Genomic DNA, 20473 nt, shown 5'->3' on the forward strand with positions numbered 1-20473 from the left:
AGATGGCGCGTATACGCCTTATGCCGGACCATTTAGCCAACAAAATAGCGGCAGGGGAAGTTGTTGAACGGCCCGCCTCTGTTGTAAAGGAGTTAATAGAAAACAGCATTGATGCCGGTGCATCATGGATTAAAGTCGAACTGCTTGAAGCAGGGCTTGAGCGTATTCGGATCACTGATGACGGTTCCGGTATGGAGGAGGAGGACTGTGAGAGGGCATTCCTTCGTCATGCTACGAGTAAGATCAAGGATGAAAATGATCTATTCCATGTCCGTACCCTCGGCTTCCGGGGGGAGGCCCTTGCCAGTATTGCGGCGGTCAGCCGTCTGACGGTACAGACTTCCACCGGCGACGCGGCCGGGACGAAACTGACTCTTGAAGGGGGAAAGCTCCTTTCCAAAACGAAAAGTGATGCCAGAAAAGGGACGGATATCACGGTAGATGAACTTTTTTATAATACGCCTGCAAGGCTGAAGTATATGAAGACGATTCATACGGAACTGGGGCATGTCACAGATATCCTCAACCGGGTGGCTCTCGCTCATCCAGAAGTCCAGATACTCTGCGTCCATAATGAAAAGCAGATTTTTAAAACGAACGGCCGGGGAGACCTCCTTCAGGTGGTTGCCAACATTTACGGGATGAACGTTGCAAGGAAAATGGTACCAATCGAAGCGGAAAATGCAGACTTTAAAATCACCGGCTTTATTGCTAAACCGGAAGTTTACCGCGCATCCAGAAACTATATGTCTACAATCATCAACGGTCGTTTTATCAGAAGCATACCCTTGAATAAAGCAGTCCTTCAAGGCTATCACACGCTTCTTCCGATTGGTAAAAGCCCTATTGTCGTTTTAAACATCGATATGGATCCGATTCTTGTGGATGTGAACGTACATCCGTCGAAGCTGGAAGTTCGTTTCAGTAAAGAAAAAGAATTGTTCGGCCTGCTTGAGGATACGATCAGGCAGGCGTTTCGAAAGCAGACGCTTATTCCTGAGGTGGAAGAAAAGAAAGAAAAACCGGAGAAATTAAAGTCCACACAGACCTCTATGGAGCTTTATGAAACGAAAAAAGAGGAAGCGCATAAGCACCAGGAAGAAACAATCGGCCAGCTGATTGAAACAGACGCACCTGTCGAACGACGGGTGGACAATTATACTGCCCGGCAGGATGTCCTTTTGAAAGAAATGGAAGAGCCGTTCGGCAAAGAAGAACGGACTGTCCCCTCCGTCGATTTAACGAGGATGAAAGAAGAGGAGTCACAGCCGAAGAAAAGGGTGCCGACCATGTATCCGATTGGTCAGCTCCACGGGACATATATATTGGCTCAGAATGAAGAGGGTATGTATATCGTCGATCAGCACGCAGCTCAGGAGCGGATCAAGTATGAATTCTTTCGTGATAAGTTAGCGGAAGTGGAGCATGAAGTACAGGAACTCCTCGTCCCGATGACGTTTGATTTTTCAAGGCAGGAGTCGCTGCGCCTGGAAGAACATAAAGAAGAATTAGAGAAAGCAGGTCTTTTCTTTGAATCATTCGGAGAAACCAGTTACATTATCCGCAGCCATCCAATCTGGTTTCCGAAAGGATTTGAAGAGGAGATCATTGATGAAATGATCCAACAGCTGATCACCGAAGAGAGAATTGATATTCTCAAACTTCGGGAAGAAGCGGCAATACTAATGTCCTGCAAACGATCCATTAAAGCAAATCATTATTTGAACCAGGAAGATATGTTCCGTCTGCTGGAGGATCTTCGTAATTCCACGGATCCATTTACGTGTCCGCACGGCCGGCCGATTATTGTTTTTTTCTCAGAATATGAAATGGAGAAAATGTTTAAACGTGTTATGTGATCGTTTCAATTGTTAAGAAATAACCCCAAAAGAAGCTTCTATTCCAGAAGTTTCTTTTGGGGTTATTTTGTTTACATAATATAATTACGGTCATTATTTTGTCGATTAGCTCGTTAAGCTCCCGTAGGGGAGGGTTAGGATATATTTTTTTGTTGGAGAAGGAACCGGAAATAATTATCAATCTGTTTAATATCATCCGGTTGAATACCGAACCAGGCGCTCTTATCAAAGAAAACGGGTTTGTTATAACCTTTCGTTTCGAGCAGCTGCTTGATCTCACGCATTTCATCTTCCTGCTCATCACTTAAGCCAAGCAGGTAATCAGCGGTAGTATGAAGAGCGTTTGCGATCTTCGTCAGATCATCCAGATCAGGAGAAGTATAATTGCGTTCCCAATTTGATACGACTTGTGGGGATACACCGACTTTTTCAGCAAGCATCGACTGCGTTAATCGTCTTTCCTTTCTAAGCGAACGAATCCTTTCATGGACCAATTCAGTCGCCTCCTTTCCTATACTATATCACATACTAACGAGATGCGATAGTGAAACTAACGAATATTTTGAATATTACTAACGGAAATCGTTGGTTTGGGTAACGAAATCCGTTAGTTTGGCTCGTGAGGTATGATTCTGTAGGGATTCCTGTATAATAGGTATCAGCTTTGTTTAGGAGGTAATGGCTTGAAACCGAAAGTAATATCAGTGGTTGGCCCGACAGCCGTCGGAAAATCGAACCTTGGAGTGCGGATTGCGAAGCGTTTCGACGGAGAGGTGATCAGTGGTGATTCCATGCAGATTTACCGGACGATGGATATCGGTACCGCCAAAGTGACGAAAGACGAGATGGAAGGTATCCCGCACCATATGATTGATATCAAAGGTCCGGAGGAAAGCTTCTCCGTGGCGGAATTCCAGGAGAGAGTCCATGGTTTAATCCATGCCATCACTAATCGTGGAAAGCTTCCTGTGCTCGTAGGTGGGACGGGTCTGTACATACAAGCAACGCTTTATGATTTCAATTTTGCAGAGGAAAAGAAAAGTCCGGAAGTTATGGAACGACTCGAACAGGAGTTGGAGGCTCATGGGAAAGAAAATATGTACAAGCGGTTGGAAGAAATCGATCCAACGCATGCAGCTTCTGTTCATCCGAACAACGTGCGCCGGGTGCTCAGAGGTCTGGAACTCTATGAAACAACGGGGAAGACGATGAGTGAATATCAACAAAACCAGGCATCTGAGTCTCCTTTTGATCCATTCCTCATTGGACTCGAAATGGAAAGGTCCCGTCTTTATCAAAGAATCGATGAACGTGTAGATACCATGATCGCATCAGGGCTTCTTGATGAAGTGCGCACTCTCTTCGAGGACGGGCTGGAAGATTCTCAATCCATGAAAGCCATCGGCTACAAAGAGCTCCTTCCATATCTTAAAGGAGAAGGCACCCTGGAAGAAGCGGTTGCCATTCTGAAGAGAAATTCCAGACGTTACGCTAAACGGCAATACACCTATTTTAAAAACAAAATGGACGTTTGCTGGTATGAAGTATCACCGGAGACGTACGAAGAGAAATTTGAAACAATTTTAGCCGATTTAGCAGGAAAGATCCGATAATACGTAGAAACGTACTAGTATAGATAGAAAAGAGGAGGAAGATCCATGGCTCAAACAGTAAATATCCAAGATAACTATTTAAACCAACTAAGAAAAGAACGTATGCAGGTGACCGTCTTTCTGCTCAACGGTTTCCAATTGAGAGGTGTAGTGAAAGCGTTCGATAACTTTACCGTGCTTCTGGAGACGGAAGGGAAGCAGCAGCTTATCTTTAAGCATGCGATTTCCACCTTCGCTCCGCTCAAGAACATTTCATTGGATAAAGAGTAATACCCTTTTCAAAGTCGAACGTTACAGAAAGCGGGTATCCCGGTAATTGCGGGGTACCCGCTTTCTTTTCCTGGGCGTTTGTCACAGGGGATTCCTTCGATGCGTATGATGAAGAGAATTGAGGAGGGATCCATGTGCAACCGCAAGCGAAAACAGCGAAACCCGGCACGATCAATATCGTCCTTCATGAATCAAAAGATAGAACGGTTCCGGTTGGTAAGGGGAAAAGGGTGGAGAAGTCCGTCCCTCTCTTCCATAGAATTGATGAGTATTTTGCTTCTATTATCGGCATGGAAGATCTAAAGCGGAGAGTGAAGGAGATTTATGCCCAGGTGTTGATTGCGAAGAAAAGGGAAGCGGAAGGGTTAAAGGCAAGTGCCCAAGTGCTCCACATGGTGTTTAAAGGGAACCCCGGTACGGGGAAAACAACGGTGGCCAGGATGGTAGCTGCTCTTTTTAATGAAATCGATGTTCTCGAAAAAGGGCATTTCATTGAGGCGGATCGAAGTGATCTCGTCGGTGAGTATATCGGGCATACGGCTCAGAAAACGAAAGACTTAATTCATAAAGCGCTGGGCGGGGTGCTGTTTATCGATGAGGCTTATTCTCTAGCGCGCGGGGGAGAAAAGGATTTTGGGAAGGAAGCGATCGACACGTTGGTCAAGTGCATGGAAGATCACCATGATAAGTTAATTATCATTCTTGCCGGTTATCCGGAAGAAATGGAAGATTTTCTGACAATAAACCCGGGTCTTGCTTCCAGGTTTCCTATTCAGCTGCCTTTCGAGAATTATCAACCGGAGGAGCTTGCCATGATTGCTTCCGGAATGATCAAGGACCGCGATTATCGAATGACTCGCGATGCAGAAAGGAAGCTTTCCCAGCACCTGCGGCTGGTATGCCGCGAACGAAAGAGAAATTTCTCGAACGCCCGCTACGTCAGGAACATGATAGAAGATGCGATCAGGAAGCAGGCGTGGCGTGTCATCAACGGAACGGATTACAAAAAGGAAACGTTGATGACTTTAGGTGCGTCTGATTTTTGTTTCGATGCTTCAGCTCATTTTATTGACTAGTTTACGGGAAACATGTATTCGGTCCTGCTTTTTGTTATGATGGATGGGGATAGATAGAGAAAAGAAGGTGAAAGCATGAAAGAGACAGCGATTTTAGTTGCAAGAAAAGACCCGCGGGCGGACGAAGAACGGTTTCAGTCTTCCCTTCAGGAGCTTCAATCTCTGACCGAGACGGCAGGTGGAGAAGTCTGTAAAATCATCACCCAGAGCAGGGACCGGGTTCACCCGGCTACTTATCTGGGGCAAGGGAAATTGGAAGAAATTAAGCTGGAGGCAGAAGCTGCCGAAGCGGAGTTAATTATATTCAATGATGAACTTTCACCTGGTCAGTTAAGGAACATATCCGATCGGGTGGAGCGTCGTGTTATTGACCGCAGCCAGCTCATTCTGGACATTTTCGCCGGGCGTGCCCGAACGAAGGAAGGGAAGTTGCAGGTGGAACTCGCTCAGTTGCAATATCTGCTTCCGAGACTCGCTGGTCAAGGTACGGCTCTGTCCCGTCTCGGTGGAGGGATCGGGACGCGTGGGCCGGGAGAAACGAAGTTGGAAACGGATCGGCGCCATATCCAACGCCGGATTGACGACATTAAAGTCAGGCTTGACACAGTCGTACGACAACGGGAGCAGTACCGCAAACGCCGCAAGGAAAATCGTGCCTATCAAATTGCGATTGTCGGATACACCAATGCGGGGAAGTCCACTTTCTTCAATAGAGTGACAGAAAGCCAGTCGTTTGAAGAAGATCTACTGTTTGCGACGCTCGATCCGCTGACGAGGCAGTTGAACCTCCCATCCGGTTTCCGTGTGCTTTTATCGGATACAGTCGGGTTCATTCAGGATCTGCCAACGACACTCATTGCAGCCTTCCGTTCCACCTTGGAAGAGATGACAGAGGCGGATTTCGTCCTGCACATGGTAGATGCCTCTCATCCTGATCATATCCAGCAGGAAAAAACGGTTAGAAAGCTGTTGGAAGAACTGGGGGCTTCGCGGCTGCCGATGGTCACCGTATATAATAAAAAAGATCTCCTTACTGGAGACTTCATTCCGCCGAGCCACCCTTCCTTGACGGTCAGTGTCCACGACCCGATCGATTTGAAGCGTGTGCTTCATAAAGTGGAAGATACATGGAAGGAAGACTGGGTGGAATATGATGTGTTTATACCCGCTTCAGATGGAAAACGTCTGCAGCGATTCCGCTCTTCCAGTATCGTTACATCCATGCTGTTCAAGGAAGATCAGGAAGGGTATGCGCTCCACGGCTTCATTGATCCGGATCACCCTTTAAAACATCAGATATTATAATGTAAGGAAGTTGTCAACATGAATGTACAAGAAGTGAAACAAAGAACAGAAGATACCATTAAACTGCAGCACCAAGCTATTCAAAGCACTGTAGAATACAACCAAGAAAAAGTGCTTCGTGCCTTTCAGGAACTTCGCGTCAGCGATTCCCATTTTCATCCGACGACAGGGTATGGATATGATGACTTCGGACGTGACACCCTCGAAGCGCTCTATGCGGCCATTTTTCAAGCAGAAGACGCACTGGTGCGGCCTCAACTCATATCGGGCACCCACGCCATAACGACCGCCTTGTTCGGCGTTCTTCGCCCTCAGGATGAACTGCTTTATATTTCCGGGGAACCATATGATACGCTGCATGAAGTGATTGGCCGTCCGGATGGAACGGATAAAGGTTCGCTCCGTGATTTTGGGATCGGATACAAATCCGTGCCGCTTCAGGCGGATGGTTCTTTTGACAGAGAAGGCATAAGAGCCGCGATTCATTCCAATACAAAAGTAGTCGCTATCCAGCGTTCCAAAGGGTATGAGGACCGGCCCTCTTTCCTAATCGAAGAAATCCGGTCCATCATTGAACACGTGCGAAGCATCAAACCTGATGTCGTTGTATTTGTAGATAATTGCTACGGAGAATTCGTAGAACGGGAAGAACCGATTCAGGCGGGAGCGGATCTGATTGCCGGCTCGTTAATTAAGAATCCCGGCGGTGGTATTGCACGGATCGGCGGGTACATAGCAGGCCGTAAAGAATTGATTGAACAGTGCAGCTATCGATTGACAGCCCCGGGGCTTGGAAAGGAAACGGGAGCAAGCCTGAATATGCTCCAGGAAATGTACCAAGGCATCTTCCTTGCACCGAATGTCGTCGGAGAAGCGTTGAAAGGAGCAGTTTTCACTGCCAAGTTCCTTGCAGAGCTTGGTTTCCGTACAAACCCATCCTTCGATGCCCGCAGGACGGACTTGATCCAATCGGTTAGTTTTGATACAGCCGATCAAATGATACGGTTCTGTCAAACGATTCAACAAGCTTCTCCTGTCAATTCCCATGTCCGTCCGGAACCAAGTCCTATGCCGGGGTATGAAGATCCGGTGATTATGGCTGCCGGAACCTTTATTCAAGGGGCGAGTCTCGAACTTACAGCAGACGGACCGATCCGTCCACCATACACAGCATTTGTCCAAGGAGGACTAACATATGCCCATGTGAAAATTGCTGTGCAAAAGGCTGTGGACCAGCTTATATCTGAAGGCATGGTGAAAGTGTGAAAGCATTTCCAAAGCATTGGGAACATTAATGTGTAAACATTTCTCACATATGTTGACATATACCTTGCGTATCGTATAATGAAGGTATCATTCTTATGGGAGGAGGGCACATCGATGAGTGATGAAATTCGTCGTTCCATGCCGTTGTTCCCAATGGGGATTGTTCAATCTCTTACTGATCTGACTGCGAGGCAGATCCGGTACTATGAGCAGCATAAGCTGATCAATCCGGCCAGGTCGGAGGGGAATCGCCGCATATACTCCTTTAATGATGTCGACCGGTTGCTTGAAATCAAGGACCTCATCGACCAAGGGGTTAACATGGCGGGGATCAAGAAAGTTCTCAAGCTTGAAGAGAAGCCTGAGAATGAAGCATATAATGAAGAAGAAGTGAAGGAAGTCCATAATGAACTGACTGAGAAAGAGCTTCGTCGTATGCTGCAGCAAGAACTATTCACATCGGGAAGACAAGGCAAGCTAGGAATCAGACAGGGAGAAATGTCCCGGTTCTTTCATTAATCGTTTCAAGGGGGAAATCCAATGGGTTTAACAAAAGAAGAAATTTACAAAAAAATCGATGAAGAAAACGTACGGTTTATCCGTCTCCAGTTTACGGATATGCTCGGTACGATCAAAAACGTAGAAATTCCACTGAGCCAGCTGGACAAAGCGCTGGACGGCATGATGATGTTCGACGGTTCCTCCATTGAAGGATTCGTTCGGATCGAGGAATCCGATATGTATCTTGTACCTGACATCGATACATTCGTCGTTTTCCCATGGTCTTCAGAAAAAGGCAAAGTGGCACGATTCATCTGTGATATTTACAACCCAGATCAGACTCCTTTTGAAGGTTGCCCGCGTTACAACTTAAAGCGCAACCTCAAGAAGATGGAAGAACTTGGATTCTCCGCTTTTAATATCGGTACAGAGCCGGAATTCTTCCTTTTCAAATTAGATGAAAAAGGCGAACCCACGATGGAATTGAACGACAAAGGCGGGTATTTCGATTTAGCACCGACCGATCTCGGTGAAAACTGCCGTCGTGATATCGTCTTAGAGCTGGAAGAAATGGGATTTGAGATTGAAGCATCCCACCACGAAGTTGCTCCCGGGCAGCACGAAATTGATTTCCGTTATTCCGATGCCCTGAAGCATTGTGACGATATCCAGACATTTAAATTGGCAGTAAAAACCATTGCGCGTAAGCACGGTCTTCACGCTACCTTCATGCCTAAGCCGCTCTTCGGCGTGAACGGATCCGGTATGCACGCAAACATGTCTTTGTTTAATGAGAAGGGGAATGCCTTCTTCGACGAAAACGGAAAAGACCAGTTATCAGAAGTCGCTTATCAATTTACAGCAGGGATCATCAAGCACGCGACCAGCTTTACTGCTGTGACGAACCCTACTGTAAACTCCTATAAGCGTCTCGTTCCTGGCTATGAGGCACCTTGCTACGTTGCTTGGTCCGGACAAAACCGCAGTCCCCTCGTCCGCGTACCTACATCCCGTGGGTTGAGCACGCGAATTGAAGTGAGGAGTGTCGACCCATCCGCAAACCCTTATATGGCAATGGCAGTCCTGTTGTCCGCTGGCCTCGATGGGGTGAAGAACAAGCTGGAAGCACCGGCTCCGGTTGATCGCAACATCTATGTCATGGACAAAAAAGAACGGGAAGCGCACGGTGTGAAAGATCTGCCCGCAACCCTTTACGATGCCCTTGTAGAGCTGCAAAAAGATTCGATCATGGTGGAAGCTCTTGGAGAGCACCTTTTCGAACACTTCATTGAAGCAAAGGAAATCGAATGGGATATGTTCCGCACACAGGTTCATCCGTGGGAAAGAGAGCAATATCTGCAAACGTATTAAACCTTAAAACCCTTGGGGCTCTAAGCCTCGGGGTTTTTTTATATGCAAGATCCAAGTGGGTTTACATATGTTTAACCTTTAAAAGGTGCAGGTTGATGAATGACAGTACATCTGGAAGTTGAATGCCTACAGGGATGTGAGAGCGCCCTGCAATATTATTTATAGTAATTCTTATAAGCTGATTTCCAGAAGCCTTTCGTTATGCTGAGGGTGAGGAAATAAAAGGTAGGTTAGGGAAAAAAGAAGCACATATCATAATCATATTTTCAACTTAGCGTCAGGAAGAATTAAGCCGGTATTTGATCGTACATTTCCTCTGGAAGAAGCCAGGGGAACCCAGACATATTTTAAAGATACAGGGAAAATGGGGGGGATTGTATTAGTCCCTGAGGCTATTTGAGTTTGAAATTATATAGAAGCGATGAGGGAAACTAAAATCAACAAGTGAATCAGCCATTCCCTGCATCATCCATAATCTAAAGTTTTCTTAAATGAACAACGTTAGTTACGTAGAGTATGTTTACGAACGTTTGTTTACGCTGTGTTTGACTGGATTGTGTTGCTTCCATTCCCCCTGAGCCTTCGCTCCGGGAGATTCTTACCTCAGTGAGAAGGAATGACCGCTTAGCCTTCTTTTATTAATCTTATAATCAAATCTTCGTAAGTATCCACTTGAGCCTGTAACGTTTCATTTATTTGTTTTAATTCCCTTATACGACGAAGCATTTCATCCATTAACTTGAGTTGTTCGTCATTCGTGCGATCCCCGTCGATATCGTCATACAAACGAATTAACTTATCCATTAACTTATCCACACTACCCCTCCTTAATGCCTGGATTTGAATATTATTATACGGTATAAAATGATTAACTTCCTCAGAATAGTTTTATTTAACTATTCTGATTGTTTTTGTTCTATAGCTTTTATTACATCCGTTTTCACATAAAAGAGGTATGCTTACAAATAGAAACCCTCCTATGCTGATTCTTCCGTCCATAAAGATGTCTGGTTTTGGTCTTAGACGGAGAGCATTCAGGTGGTAATAATGTACCCGGGGTGGTTTTTAGTTTTTTGAATAGGGTAAAATACCTATACGAAAGAAACAAAATAAATAAAGAGTAAGGGGAATGAAATGGTTAGTGCAGCAGATAGAGATGTTATAGAAGAGCGCTTGTTTCGATCCATCAATGATAATTTGGCGATGATATATTTTGGAACTGATCGCAAGGTGCGTTATGTCAATGATCGGTTTGCTGATACAATGGGGTACAACTCGAACCGGGAAATTATAGGGAAGGATCATAAGGAGTTCTGTTTCCGGGACTTTTCTGAAAGTGCAGAGTATCTGCTTTTTTGGGAAAATTTGAGAACCGGAAAGAGTTTTCAGAATAAAATTCTCAGAAAGAACAGGCGAGGAGCAGAAATTTGGCTGGAAGCAACCTACATGCCTGTATGGGAGAATGGAATGGTCAGTGGAATATTAAAAGTTGCAACAGACATATCAGAGCGGCAGCAGGGACTTCAGGACCTTGTCGGCAGGTTGAAGGATATGTCTTACACATTAAATGAAAAGGCGGTCCAAGGATTAGCCTTTCAGAATGATTTAAGTGACAGAGTAGATCAGATTTCTTCGATATCTTCTGAAAACACGGAAACGCTTGGGGAGCTTGGTATTCAAACAACTAAGATCCAGGGAGTGGTTAAGACCATTCGTGATATTGCTTCTCAGACAAACTTGTTGTCATTAAACGCCGCAATTGAAGCTGCGCGTGCGGGAGAGCATGGGAGAGGATTCGATGTCGTTGCAAAAGAAGTGCGTAAATTATCGAATAAAGTAGAAAAATCCATCAGCGAAGTGAATGAAAATGTAGAAAGCATTACTAATGAAATAGAAAATATCACAAAGGGAACGGTGAAGATACAAAAAGATGTGGAGGCTGCTTTATCACAAATTAAGTCTGCAAGTGAGATTTATCATGAGCTTGTCGGAGACGGGGAAGAGTTGGAGGTAAGAGCCAATCACTTGCAAGAAATTATATAGATAGATATAAGGGAGCGGCCGTGAACAGAACGGAGCGCTCCTTTTGTATGATTTTTGGGCTTTAGTAAGGGACAGAAGCGGATATATGTGCCCTATGTTGCGGCAAAATGGAACCAAAGGACAAGAGTGAGCATAATCTTGTTACATAGAAGTAGTTACTATTGCTAAATATTTGTAAAGGAAATTAATAGATTAGTAAAGGAGATCATTATGGCAAGATTAGTCTATCCAAGCGGAAGCTGGAACGGCAGGTTGGTTGCTTTGGATGATGGACATGGGATGGAGACTCCTGGGAAGAGAACGCCGTATATACCTGAGCTGGGGCGTCAAATTAAAGAGAATGAGTTTAATAGAAAGGTCGTTGCTTATCTCTCAGATATTCTTTTATACCATGGCTTCCGTGTGCTGCTTGTTGCACCCACAGATGCGGATACCCCTCTTACGACAAGAACAGCAGAAGCGAACAGGTACAATGCAGATATTTACGTGTCCGTGCATTACAACGCATTTGACGGTTCTTTCGGTGGATCAGATCCCAGCGGAATTGAAGTATATGTGTATCCGGGTTCTTTGAATCGGGAGGCTGGCAGATTGGCAGCGCTTGTCGGCAAGTATTTACGGCGAGGGACGCAACAGAACTGGCGCGGTGTTAAAGAAGGCAATTTTCATGTGTTGCGAGAAACAGATATGCCTGCAATTCTAACCGAAAACGGCTATATGGATAACAGGCGCGAGGCTTTGTTAATGATTAATGAAGCTTTTCAACAAGAAGTAGCAAAGGAACACGCGCAGGGAATCTGTGAGTACTTCGGTGTGGCTTTTAAAGGCGTCGGTGAAACGATCGACAAAAATTACCTTTCTCTTGGGGATACGGGAGAAGCGGTACGTGTGCTGCAGCGCAATTTATTGAAATTGGGCTATTCCATGGGAGGCTACGGGGCCGATGGTTCCTTCGGTCCAGCTACAGAGACAGCTGTCAAAGCTTTTCAGAGGGATCAGGGTTTAAGAGTCGATGGATATTATGGGCCAAATACAAAAAGGGCAATGGAAGAAGCCCTCAAAAAAATGGAGGATGATGAAATGGAAGAGGTTGCAGTTGTCATCAATTCATTTGCTGATTTCCCTGCTGTGGAGACACTTGCTATTCGGGAAAATGCAATGATTGCGTTAAGGCGTACGGCAGAGAGGCGCCAAGTGGCTAAAAAGATAATCGTTGCCGGTGGGGGAACGGCTGGCTTAAAAGGGTCCAATTTTGTTGATCTATCCGGAGCGACGCGTCTGGAGACAGCCCGAAAGATCGAAAATTATTTAAAACGATGAACGGCCCAGGATTTCCCGGTATACTTTCGGCGTCATTCTTCATACAATAGAAGAACAAATGTTCGTAATGGGGTGATGCGTATGCACCAATTATTAAACCGTTCTATGATAGAGCATTTACCGTTAGAAATTATTTATCATGCCCGTGATCAATCTATTTCTCAACGATTAATTCGAGTTATAAGGATGGAGGAAGCCTGTTGCGTGGCTTATTGTTATACACGGAAACAAGTAAGAACGTTCAGATGGGATGGGATTCTTGCCGTGGCAGTTTTTCGTAAAAATAAAGGAACAGAGAAAAGAAGCGGGGCTTAAAACGGCCGCCGCTTCTTTCTGTTTTAATGCACCGTCCGGTATAAACCGACAACTCGTCCTAAAATGGAAACATCATTTAGTATAATCGGTTCCATTGTCGCATTTTCCGGCTGAAGCCTGATGTGGTTCTGTTCTTTAAAAAAGCGTTTAACCGTCGCTTCCTCTTCTTCTGTCATGGCAACGACAATGTCACCGTTCTGAGCTGTCTGCTGCTGTCTGACTACTACCATATCTCCGTCCAGGATTCCTGCTTCTATCATACTCTCTCCCTGTACGATGAGCACAAATGTGTTGTCGTCCGTTCCTGCAAGCGTATCCGGGAGTGGAACGTACTCTTCAATATTTTCGACAGCGGTGATGGGAGACCCTGCTGTGACCTTACCGATCACAGGGGCATAGGCGACCTCGCTTCTGGGAATACTGTGATCCTCTTCTAATTCAATAACTTCAATTGCCCGCGGTTTCGTAGGGTCCCGACGGATAAAACCTTTTTTCTCAAGCCTTGATAAGTGTCCGTGCACAGTCGAGCTGGAAGCAAGACCCACAGACTGTCCGATTTCCCTAACGGATGGTGGATACCCTTTTAACACTACCTGTTCTTTTATGAAATCTAGTATTTCTTGCTGCCGCTTGGAAAGTTTATTCATAGATTAGCACCTCGTACATAGGATTATAGTAACCACATTGTACCATGGAGGGCAAAAAAACACAAACAAGCGTTCGAAAAAAAGTCGTTGACAGGAACGTACATTCGTATATAATTAAAAATATCAAATGCGAACACAGGTTCTTAGGAACGTTCGTTCTTAATATGGAGGGGTTCACATGTTCAATAAACTATCCAAACTGGACGTCACGTACATCATTTTGTTTGTTGTCAGCTTCGCTTTTCTCTATTATTCTATGGTAACGAGCGGATAAGAGAGGGGTTTATTGTAGATGAAGGTTGTTTTGTACTGCCGCGTCAGCACGGAAAAAGAGGCGCAGATCTCATCGTTAAAACGCCAGAGGGCGGAATTGACTGCCATGGCAGAAAATCACGGGTTGGAAATTGTCGATTGCATTGAAGAACAGGCAAGCGGCTACGAAATAGAAAGAGAAGGTATTTTTTCTGTTTTGGAGTACCTTTCTTCAAGACAGGCGGATGCATTGCTGATTCAGGATGAGACGAGGCTCGGAAGAGGGAATACGAAGATAGCCCTTTTCCATCAGCTTAACAGGCTTGGGGTTAAGGTTTATTCCCTTACTCATGAAGGCGAACTTCAGATTTCCGAGTCGGATTCTATGGTGCTTCAGATCGTTGGGATTGTGGAGGAGTATCAGCGGAAAATCCACAATATGAAAATACGAAGAGGAATGAAGAAAGCTGTAGCAGAAGGATATGACCCTTCTGAAAATTTATCCAACAGACACATGGCTCCGGGCCGTGAACGACTCCATTTTCCAATTGAAGAGGTTGTGCGACTTCGCAATAATGATTTGACATTTAAAGATATCGCAGCGACGCTTCGAGGACTGGGATATGACGTTTCTAAAGCGACCGTACATAGAAGGTATAAAGAATACCTATCGCTTGAAAAGGAGACGGAAGAACTGTAATATAAATAGACGATAGACAAGGGTCTGAAGGCTGCTTGTCTTTTTCCGTTTTATGTACCATCGTCTGCTTATCGATCACTAATAAAAAGGAGCAGGATCATATGTTATCCCAAGAGAAAATCAAGCGAATTAATGAGTTGGCCAATAAATCCAAGCAGGTGGATTTGACAGATTCCGAAAAAGCAGAGCAGAAAACGCTCAGACAGGAATACTTGAAAAACGCCCGCAAATCGTTTAAGAACCAATTGAAAGGTGTAACGGTTGTAGATCCAGAAGGAAACGACGTGACACCGGCAAAATTGAAACAGATGCAGAAGAATGAGAAGAAAAATTAACTTCCTCCGCACGCTTAGCCATAAAGCGTGCGGCTTCTTTGTTTAATTTTGCTTATTCAGGGAAAATTAGAACGGTCACGGTTTTATTGAGTCCTGGCGCTTGTCTCAAATGTAATTTCATTATAGGATAATACATGGTACATATGCCTTAACAGAAAGGGGAATGTTTACATGGCTAACAGCCTTGAACAAACATCAATCAATACTATTCGTACTTTATCTATCGATGCAGTAGAAAAAGCTAATTCCGGCCACCCTGGAATGCCTATGGGAGCAGCTCCAATGGCTTACACACTTTGGACGAAGTTTATGGATCACAATCCTAAGAACTCTCAATGGTTCGACCGTGACCGCTTTGTCCTATCCGCTGGACACGGGTCCATGCTTCTTTACAGCATGCTTCACCTGTCTGGTTATGACGTATCCATCGAGGATTTGAAGTCCTTCCGTCAGTGGGATTCTAAAACTCCTGGTCACCCTGAATACGGCCACACTGACGGAGTCGAAGCTACAACTGGTCCTCTAGGTCAAGGGCTTGCAATGGCGACCGGTATGGCGATGGCAGAAGCACACCTTGCTGCTAAGTACAACCGCGGTGATTACAATGTTGTCGATCACTATACCTTCTCCATTTGCGGAGATGGCGACCTTATGGAGGGCGTTTCTCAGGAATCTGCTTCCCTTGCAGGTCACTTAGGTCTTGGGAAATTGATCGTGCTTTATGATTCCAACGACATCTCTCTTGATGGAGATCTGGATCGTTCCTTCAGCGAAAGCGTAGAGAAACGCTACGAAGCTTACGGTTGGGAAGTCATCCGTGTTGAAGATGGAACCGATACCGAAGAAATTGCAGCAGCAATTGAAAAAGCAAAAGCGAATAAAGAGCAGCCTACTATGATTGAAGTGAAAACCGTCATTGGATTCGGTTCACCGAACAAATCCGGTAAGTCCGCTTCTCACGGCGCGCCACTTGGTGCTGAGGAAACAACAGCTACGAAAGAATTCTACAAGTGGGAGCATGAGCCGTTCCACGTACCGGATGAAGTTTATCAAGACTTCAAAGAGAAAATTCAAGACAATGGTCAAGCGAAAGAGCAGGAATGGAACGAGCTGATGAAGCAGTATAAAGAAGCGTATCCAGAGCTTGCCGAAGAATTGGAAACGGCGATCGCTGGTCAGCTTCCGGAAGGCTGGGACAAAGAGCTTCCTTCTTATACAGTAGGAGAAGACAGCCCGGCTACACGTGCGGCATCCGGTGATGCGATCAATGCATTATCCAAAACAGTTCCTTCATTATTCGGTGGTAGTGCCGACCTTGCAGGATCAAATAAAACAGAAGTCAAAGAAGAAGAAGATTTCACACGTGAAAACTATGCCGGAAGAAACATCTGGTTCGGTGTACGTGAATTCGCTATGGCGGCTGCTATGAATGGAATTGCCCTCCACGGAGGTCTCAAGATCTATGGCGGTACGTTCTTTGTGTTCAGTGATTACCTGCGTCCGGCCGTTCGTTTATCTGCTTTGATGAACCTGCCGGTAAACTACGTCCTTACTCATGACTCTGTAGCAGTAGGAGAAGATGGACCTACTCACGAGCCTGTGGAGCAGCTTGCTTCTCTTCGTGCGATGCCTAATCTTGCAGTCCTTCGTCCTGCAGATGGAAACGAAACGAATGCTGCATGGAAGATTGCGATGGAGTCTGAAACGATGCCTACAGCACTCGTATTGACTCGTCAAGGCCTTCCTACACTTGAAGGAACGGAAGAGAAAGCATATGAAGGTATGAAGCGAGGAGCTTATATCCTTAGTGATTCTGACAAAGAAGAGCCTGATGCAATTCTTCTCGCTTCCGGATCGGAAGTTCAGCTGATCGTAGAAGCGCAGAAAGAATTGAAGACAAAAGGATTCGATGTCCGCGTAGTAAGCGTACCGTCCTTTACTCACTTCGAAGCTCAGTCTAAGGAATACAAAGAAGAAATTCTTCCTTCAAACGTTCGCAAACGTCTTGCTGTCGAAATGGGAGCATCCTTTGGTTGGGACCGTTATGTTGGTCTGGACGGCTCTATTATCGGTATCGACAAGTTCGGCGCTTCCGCACCTGGAGATACGGTAATCAAGAACTACGGTTTCACTGTAGAAAATGTTGTGAAACATGCGGAGAACCTTATGAAATAAATAACAGGGAGAGCTTCCGCCTTCGGAAGCTCTCTTCTTTCCTGTTTTACATAATGTAAATCAGCGTCATTTTGACAAAATAACCATGCCTGTCCTTTCATATTATGACAGCATATCCCTCCTGCGCCCTCTATAATAAGCACAAGGAGAGGATAGCGATGCAGTTTATCATTTTTTCCGTGAAAAGAGAGGTTATGGAAAAGTATTACCATAGAGCAGAAGTGCTCAGGCAGTTCTTCCTTGAATGTGTGGAGGAGTATGAGCCGGTTATTCATTACAAGCAGTTGTCTTACATAGTCGATTCTTTTCCATTTTGTGATTTTCCCCTTGCGGAAGGGTCTTTGGAGAAGAAAACGGCCGATTTGTGTCGTCCTTTTTTCGAATTACCTAGCGGCTATGATATAATAAGAAGTAAGAACTATTGTTGTCTCTATTACAGCGAGAGCCTTTGGCAGGCAGAGAGCTCTGTTTTCCACCCGTTAAGGAATACGGATCATTCTTTCTTTATTATCGAATTGTCCGGTCAATATTATGGATGGATTGCCCCGCTGCCTTCTGCCAGACTCTTCTCTTAAAACGGCTATTGTATTCTCATAGACGTTTTACTATACTGTTATGGGAGACAATTCGAAGGAGGAAGACGAAAACATGACACTGGGGATCGTATGGGTTATCATCATAGCCTTGTTGACTCTTGTCGGTGGTGTAGCCCTGGGCTTCTTCATCGCAAGAAGGTACATGATGAACTATTTAAAGAAAAACCCGCCAATTAACGAACAGATGTTACGTACACTGATGATGCAGATGGGCCAGAAGCCTTCACAGAAGAAGATCAATCAGATGATGCGTTCCATGAACAACCAAATGAAATAATGAATCGAGCCTTCTACCGGACGTCTGGGAGAAGGCTCTATCTATGTAAACTTCCATAGATGTTCACACACTTTCGTCGTTTTTCCGATTTTTATTTGATACAATGGTAGGCGACGCAGAAACAAGGGGGGGTGGGCCAATGACAGAAGTCAATGTATTTCTCGCTTTTGGTGCAGGATTTTTATCGTTTATCTCTCCGTGTGTGTTTCCTTTGTATCCAGCTTTTCTTTCCTACATAACCGGGATGAGCGTTCATGAATTAAAGGAAGATAACGGGATGTTGAAAAGGCGCAGCCAGTTGCACACGGTACTGTTTTTGCTTGGGTTTACCACCATTTTTCTGATTCTTGGATTTTCAGGGAGTTTTATTGGTCAGTTTCTCATTCAAAATGAATCCGTGATCCGTCGCTTAGGAGCAATTCTTATCATTTTCTTTGGTTTCGTCATTATCGGCGTCTTTAATTTTCGTTTTTTAATGAAGGATCGCAAAATAGCGTTCAAGAACCGTCCTTCCGGGTATGCGGGAAGCTTTTTAATTGGTTTAGCCTTTTCGCTGGGATGGACGCCCTGTACGGGGCCGATTCTTGCCGGTGTTTTGTCGCTCGCAGCTGACTCTCCGGACTTGTTTTTAGTCATGATGGTTGCCTATTCCCTCGGTTTCTCCATCCCATTTCTCCTGCTGTCTTTCTTTGTCGGCAAACTGGGTTGGATTAAACGACACAGTGCGGGAATCGTAAAGTCAGGCGGATATGTAATGATAGCGGTAGGGATTGCGCTCTATTTTAACTGGATGACGAAGCTTACTTCCTACCTTGCCGGCTTCTTCGGATTCCAAGGTTTCTGATCATGGATTTTCTGCTGTTTTTGTATTATCATGAAAGTACTTGAATAAAAGACAAAGGAGCATTCGTATGACTCGAACGAACGACATCATTCTAAGAACCACAACAACATTGATCGCCTTCATACTGCTCGGCTTTTCCGTGTATCTATTCTTTGCGGGCCACAATAAGCCTGGGGGAGGATTCATCGGTGGTCTGATGACTTCTGCTGCTATCGTCCTTATGTATATGGCTTATGGCATACGTGCCATGGAAAAGATACTACCGGTCAATTTCCGTTACGTCATTCCTGTTGGATTGATTATCGCCCTTGCTACAGGGGCAGGTTCTTTTCTTTTCAATGTACCTTTTCTCAGCCATACAGACGCTTATTTTCATCTGCCGATCTTAGGGGAAACACACTTGGCTACGGCTATCCTCTTTGACTTAGGTGTTTACTTGGCCGTTGTAGGGGTGACGATGACAATCATTTTAACCATCGCCAACGACAGGGAAGAAGCGGAAGAAGCATTGGATTAATTCGTTTACCAGCGCAGTCGGGGACGAAATAAAGAAAGTGTGAATCGGTATGTTCTGGTTAATTGCAAGTACGGTTGCGGCTGCTGGTATGGCTGTTGCCATGATATTTGTCCGACTCCGGGCTTCCAAGCAGCCGGCCAGCATTAAAAAAATTATTCTGCCGCCCTTTTTTATGAGCACCGGGGCGCTTATGTTTGTATTTCCTGTATTTCGGGTGGAGTGGGCACAGGTAGCAGAAGCGCTTTTGATCGGGATGTTGTTCTCTGTTTTCCTGATCCGCTCCTCCAAGTTCGAAATAAGGGGAGATCAGATTTTTTTAGTACCCTCGAAAGCCTTTGCATTCATTCTTTTCGGGCTTCTAATTGTCCGAATCATTTTCAAACTGGTTGTCGGACAGCATATCCCTCTCGGGGAAACAAGCGGTATGTTCTTCCTTCTCGCTTTTGGAATGATCTTCACGTGGAGGCTCGCCATGCTCAGGCAGTATCTGCAGTTGGAGAAAAAACTGGATAGAGGAAAGGACCTGGCATAAAATGCCGGGTCCTTTTTTTATGGTTCCAATAAGGTTTGATAAGGGCGGATGTCGATTTCTTTTTCCTTCAGTTTCTTGACGAGAAATTTATGGTCCCTTTTTGGAGTTGCCAGTATATACCCTTCAATCAAAATGTCCTGAGTTATTTTCTTTTTTTTCTTCTGAATAGCAATTTCCCCAATTCTTCCTGCTATCTTCTGGCGTGCAACGTCACGAAACAATTCTGGAACGGGGGAGACAAGCTCCTCCAGCAGTAACTTATGTTCATCACTCCACATGTGTCTTGTCTCGTCAACATAGTACTCCTCCCAGTCAATAGCTGACTTTCCGTCTTCTTTCGGCATTCTTTTCAGAAATTTGCGGAACATGAAAAAACCGCCGATACTCATAAGTCCGACCATGACTACGATCCACCCGATAATAAATAAAGCGAATCCACCTGACATTTGATCACCTGTTTCAATTTATTGGTAGGTATCGATGACTATATTATAAAAGTTCAGACATCTAATTACAATAGCGCTCCCGAAGGGTCTTTGGTTATAAAATTTGTCGAATTCAGAAAAATTTGCGTTTATTCATTTTACTTATAAATCGTTTTCATTTACAATAAAGATTGCAGATTTGTGAATCTATTACAAATATAGGTCACAAATATA

Annotated in this window: 23 protein-coding genes; 19 read left to right on the forward strand and 4 right to left on the reverse strand. The window is 44.9% G+C overall.

Annotation, left to right across the window (positions count from 1 at the left end; all coding sequences use genetic code 11):
• Nucleotides 1–2: 2 nt before the first annotated feature.
• Nucleotides 3–1859, forward strand: coding sequence for a DNA mismatch repair endonuclease MutL (gene mutL, locus AXG56_RS04805; protein ID WP_062513425.1), 1857 nt, complete (start codon nucleotides 3–5; stop codon nucleotides 1857–1859).
• 134 nt (nucleotides 1860–1993) lie between these two features.
• Here the strand turns inward: mutL and AXG56_RS04810 are convergent, their stop codons facing one another.
• Entirely contained in the window at nucleotides 1994–2353 is a 360-nt protein-coding gene (locus AXG56_RS04810) for a helix-turn-helix domain-containing protein (protein WP_008640373.1), read from the reverse strand.
• A gap of 189 nt (nucleotides 2354–2542) precedes the next feature.
• On the opposite strand from AXG56_RS04810, the gene miaA reads away from it, so the two are divergent.
• From miaA to glnA, 7 genes are all read left to right on the forward strand, one after another.
• Complete coding sequence (gene miaA / locus AXG56_RS04815; protein WP_062513427.1) at nucleotides 2543–3472, forward strand: tRNA (adenosine(37)-N6)-dimethylallyltransferase MiaA; 930 nt, start codon at nucleotides 2543–2545, stop codon at nucleotides 3470–3472.
• A 45-nt stretch (nucleotides 3473–3517) separates the two neighbouring features.
• On the forward strand, nucleotides 3518–3742 hold the full coding sequence (gene hfq / locus AXG56_RS04820) for an RNA chaperone Hfq (RefSeq protein ID WP_008640370.1): 225 nt from the start codon (nucleotides 3518–3520) through the stop codon (nucleotides 3740–3742).
• A 134-nt stretch (nucleotides 3743–3876) separates the two neighbouring features.
• On the forward strand, nucleotides 3877–4818 hold the full coding sequence (locus tag AXG56_RS04825; RefSeq protein ID WP_008640369.1) for an AAA family ATPase: 942 nt from the start codon (nucleotides 3877–3879) through the stop codon (nucleotides 4816–4818).
• A 75-nt stretch (nucleotides 4819–4893) separates the two neighbouring features.
• Entirely contained in the window at nucleotides 4894–6123 is a 1230-nt protein-coding gene (hflX, locus tag AXG56_RS04830) for a GTPase HflX (protein WP_062513428.1), read from the forward strand.
• 18 nt (nucleotides 6124–6141) lie between these two features.
• A complete protein-coding gene (locus AXG56_RS04835; protein ID WP_008640367.1) occupies nucleotides 6142–7389 on the forward strand; it encodes a methionine gamma-lyase family protein in 1248 nt (415 codons plus the stop codon).
• Between the two features lie 114 nt (nucleotides 7390–7503).
• Nucleotides 7504–7908, forward strand: a complete 405-nt coding sequence (locus tag AXG56_RS04840; protein WP_008640366.1) for a MerR family transcriptional regulator — start codon at nucleotides 7504–7506, stop codon at nucleotides 7906–7908.
• Nucleotides 7909–7929: 21 nt separating this feature from the next.
• Nucleotides 7930–9261, forward strand: coding sequence for a type I glutamate--ammonia ligase (gene glnA, locus AXG56_RS04845; RefSeq protein WP_008640365.1), 1332 nt, complete (start codon nucleotides 7930–7932; stop codon nucleotides 9259–9261).
• A 624-nt stretch (nucleotides 9262–9885) separates the two neighbouring features.
• On the opposite strand, the gene AXG56_RS04850 is transcribed toward glnA, so the two are convergent.
• On the reverse strand, nucleotides 9886–10077 hold the full coding sequence (locus tag AXG56_RS04850; protein WP_008640364.1) for a hypothetical protein: 192 nt from the start codon (nucleotides 10075–10077) through the stop codon (nucleotides 9886–9888).
• A gap of 318 nt (nucleotides 10078–10395) precedes the next feature.
• On the opposite strand from AXG56_RS04850, the gene AXG56_RS19840 reads away from it, so the two are divergent.
• From AXG56_RS19840 to AXG56_RS19275, 3 genes are all read left to right on the forward strand, one after another.
• Nucleotides 10396–11304, forward strand: coding sequence for a methyl-accepting chemotaxis protein (locus tag AXG56_RS19840; protein ID WP_035387993.1), 909 nt, complete (start codon nucleotides 10396–10398; stop codon nucleotides 11302–11304).
• Between the two features lie 210 nt (nucleotides 11305–11514).
• Nucleotides 11515–12624, forward strand: coding sequence for an N-acetylmuramoyl-L-alanine amidase (locus AXG56_RS04860; protein ID WP_062513431.1), 1110 nt, complete (start codon nucleotides 11515–11517; stop codon nucleotides 12622–12624).
• 81 nt (nucleotides 12625–12705) lie between these two features.
• Nucleotides 12706–12939, forward strand: coding sequence for a hypothetical protein (locus AXG56_RS19275; protein WP_152413438.1), 234 nt, complete (start codon nucleotides 12706–12708; stop codon nucleotides 12937–12939).
• 23 nt (nucleotides 12940–12962) lie between these two features.
• Here AXG56_RS19275 and lexA read toward each other — a convergent pair whose 3' ends face one another.
• On the reverse strand, nucleotides 12963–13586 hold the full coding sequence (gene lexA / locus AXG56_RS04865; protein WP_026577432.1) for a transcriptional repressor LexA: 624 nt from the start codon (nucleotides 13584–13586) through the stop codon (nucleotides 12963–12965).
• Nucleotides 13587–13878: 292 nt separating this feature from the next.
• On the opposite strand from lexA, the gene AXG56_RS04870 reads away from it, so the two are divergent.
• The 8 genes from AXG56_RS04870 (at nucleotide 13879) to AXG56_RS04905 (ending at nucleotide 19814) form a co-directional block, all read left to right on the forward strand.
• Nucleotides 13879–14538, forward strand: a complete 660-nt coding sequence (locus AXG56_RS04870; protein ID WP_026577431.1) for a recombinase family protein — start codon at nucleotides 13879–13881, stop codon at nucleotides 14536–14538.
• 101 nt (nucleotides 14539–14639) lie between these two features.
• A complete protein-coding gene (locus tag AXG56_RS04875; RefSeq protein ID WP_008640353.1) occupies nucleotides 14640–14873 on the forward strand; it encodes a DUF896 domain-containing protein in 234 nt (77 codons plus the stop codon).
• Nucleotides 14874–15044: 171 nt separating this feature from the next.
• Entirely contained in the window at nucleotides 15045–17048 is a 2004-nt protein-coding gene (tkt, locus tag AXG56_RS04880; protein ID WP_062513433.1) for a transketolase, read from the forward strand.
• Nucleotides 17049–17206: 158 nt separating this feature from the next.
• The gene (sirA, locus tag AXG56_RS04885) at nucleotides 17207–17623 is read left to right on the forward strand and encodes a sporulation inhibitor of replication protein SirA (RefSeq protein WP_062513436.1); all 417 of its coding nucleotides are present in this window, start codon (nucleotides 17207–17209) and stop codon (nucleotides 17621–17623) included.
• 73 nt (nucleotides 17624–17696) lie between these two features.
• Nucleotides 17697–17921 (forward strand): YneF family protein, encoded by a 225-nt coding sequence (locus AXG56_RS04890; RefSeq protein ID WP_008640348.1) that lies wholly within the window; start codon nucleotides 17697–17699, stop codon nucleotides 17919–17921.
• 139 nt (nucleotides 17922–18060) lie between these two features.
• Nucleotides 18061–18765: a cytochrome c biogenesis CcdA family protein gene (locus AXG56_RS04895; protein WP_062513438.1), complete on the forward strand. Its 705-nt coding sequence runs from the start codon at nucleotides 18061–18063 to the stop codon at nucleotides 18763–18765.
• Nucleotides 18766–18832: 67 nt separating this feature from the next.
• Entirely contained in the window at nucleotides 18833–19282 is a 450-nt protein-coding gene (locus tag AXG56_RS04900) for a Na(+)/H(+) antiporter subunit B (protein WP_008640345.1), read from the forward strand.
• Between the two features lie 49 nt (nucleotides 19283–19331).
• A complete protein-coding gene (locus AXG56_RS04905) occupies nucleotides 19332–19814 on the forward strand; it encodes a CcdC family protein (protein WP_008640338.1) in 483 nt (160 codons plus the stop codon).
• A gap of 17 nt (nucleotides 19815–19831) precedes the next feature.
• Here AXG56_RS04905 and AXG56_RS04910 read toward each other — a convergent pair whose 3' ends face one another.
• On the reverse strand, nucleotides 19832–20260 hold the full coding sequence (locus tag AXG56_RS04910) for a DUF2621 domain-containing protein (protein ID WP_008640337.1): 429 nt from the start codon (nucleotides 20258–20260) through the stop codon (nucleotides 19832–19834).
• Nucleotides 20261–20473: the final 213 nt, after the last annotated feature.

The organism is Halobacillus sp. KGW1 (assembly GCF_001592845.1).
GTDB lineage: Bacteria > Bacillota > Bacilli > Bacillales > Halobacillaceae > Halobacillus.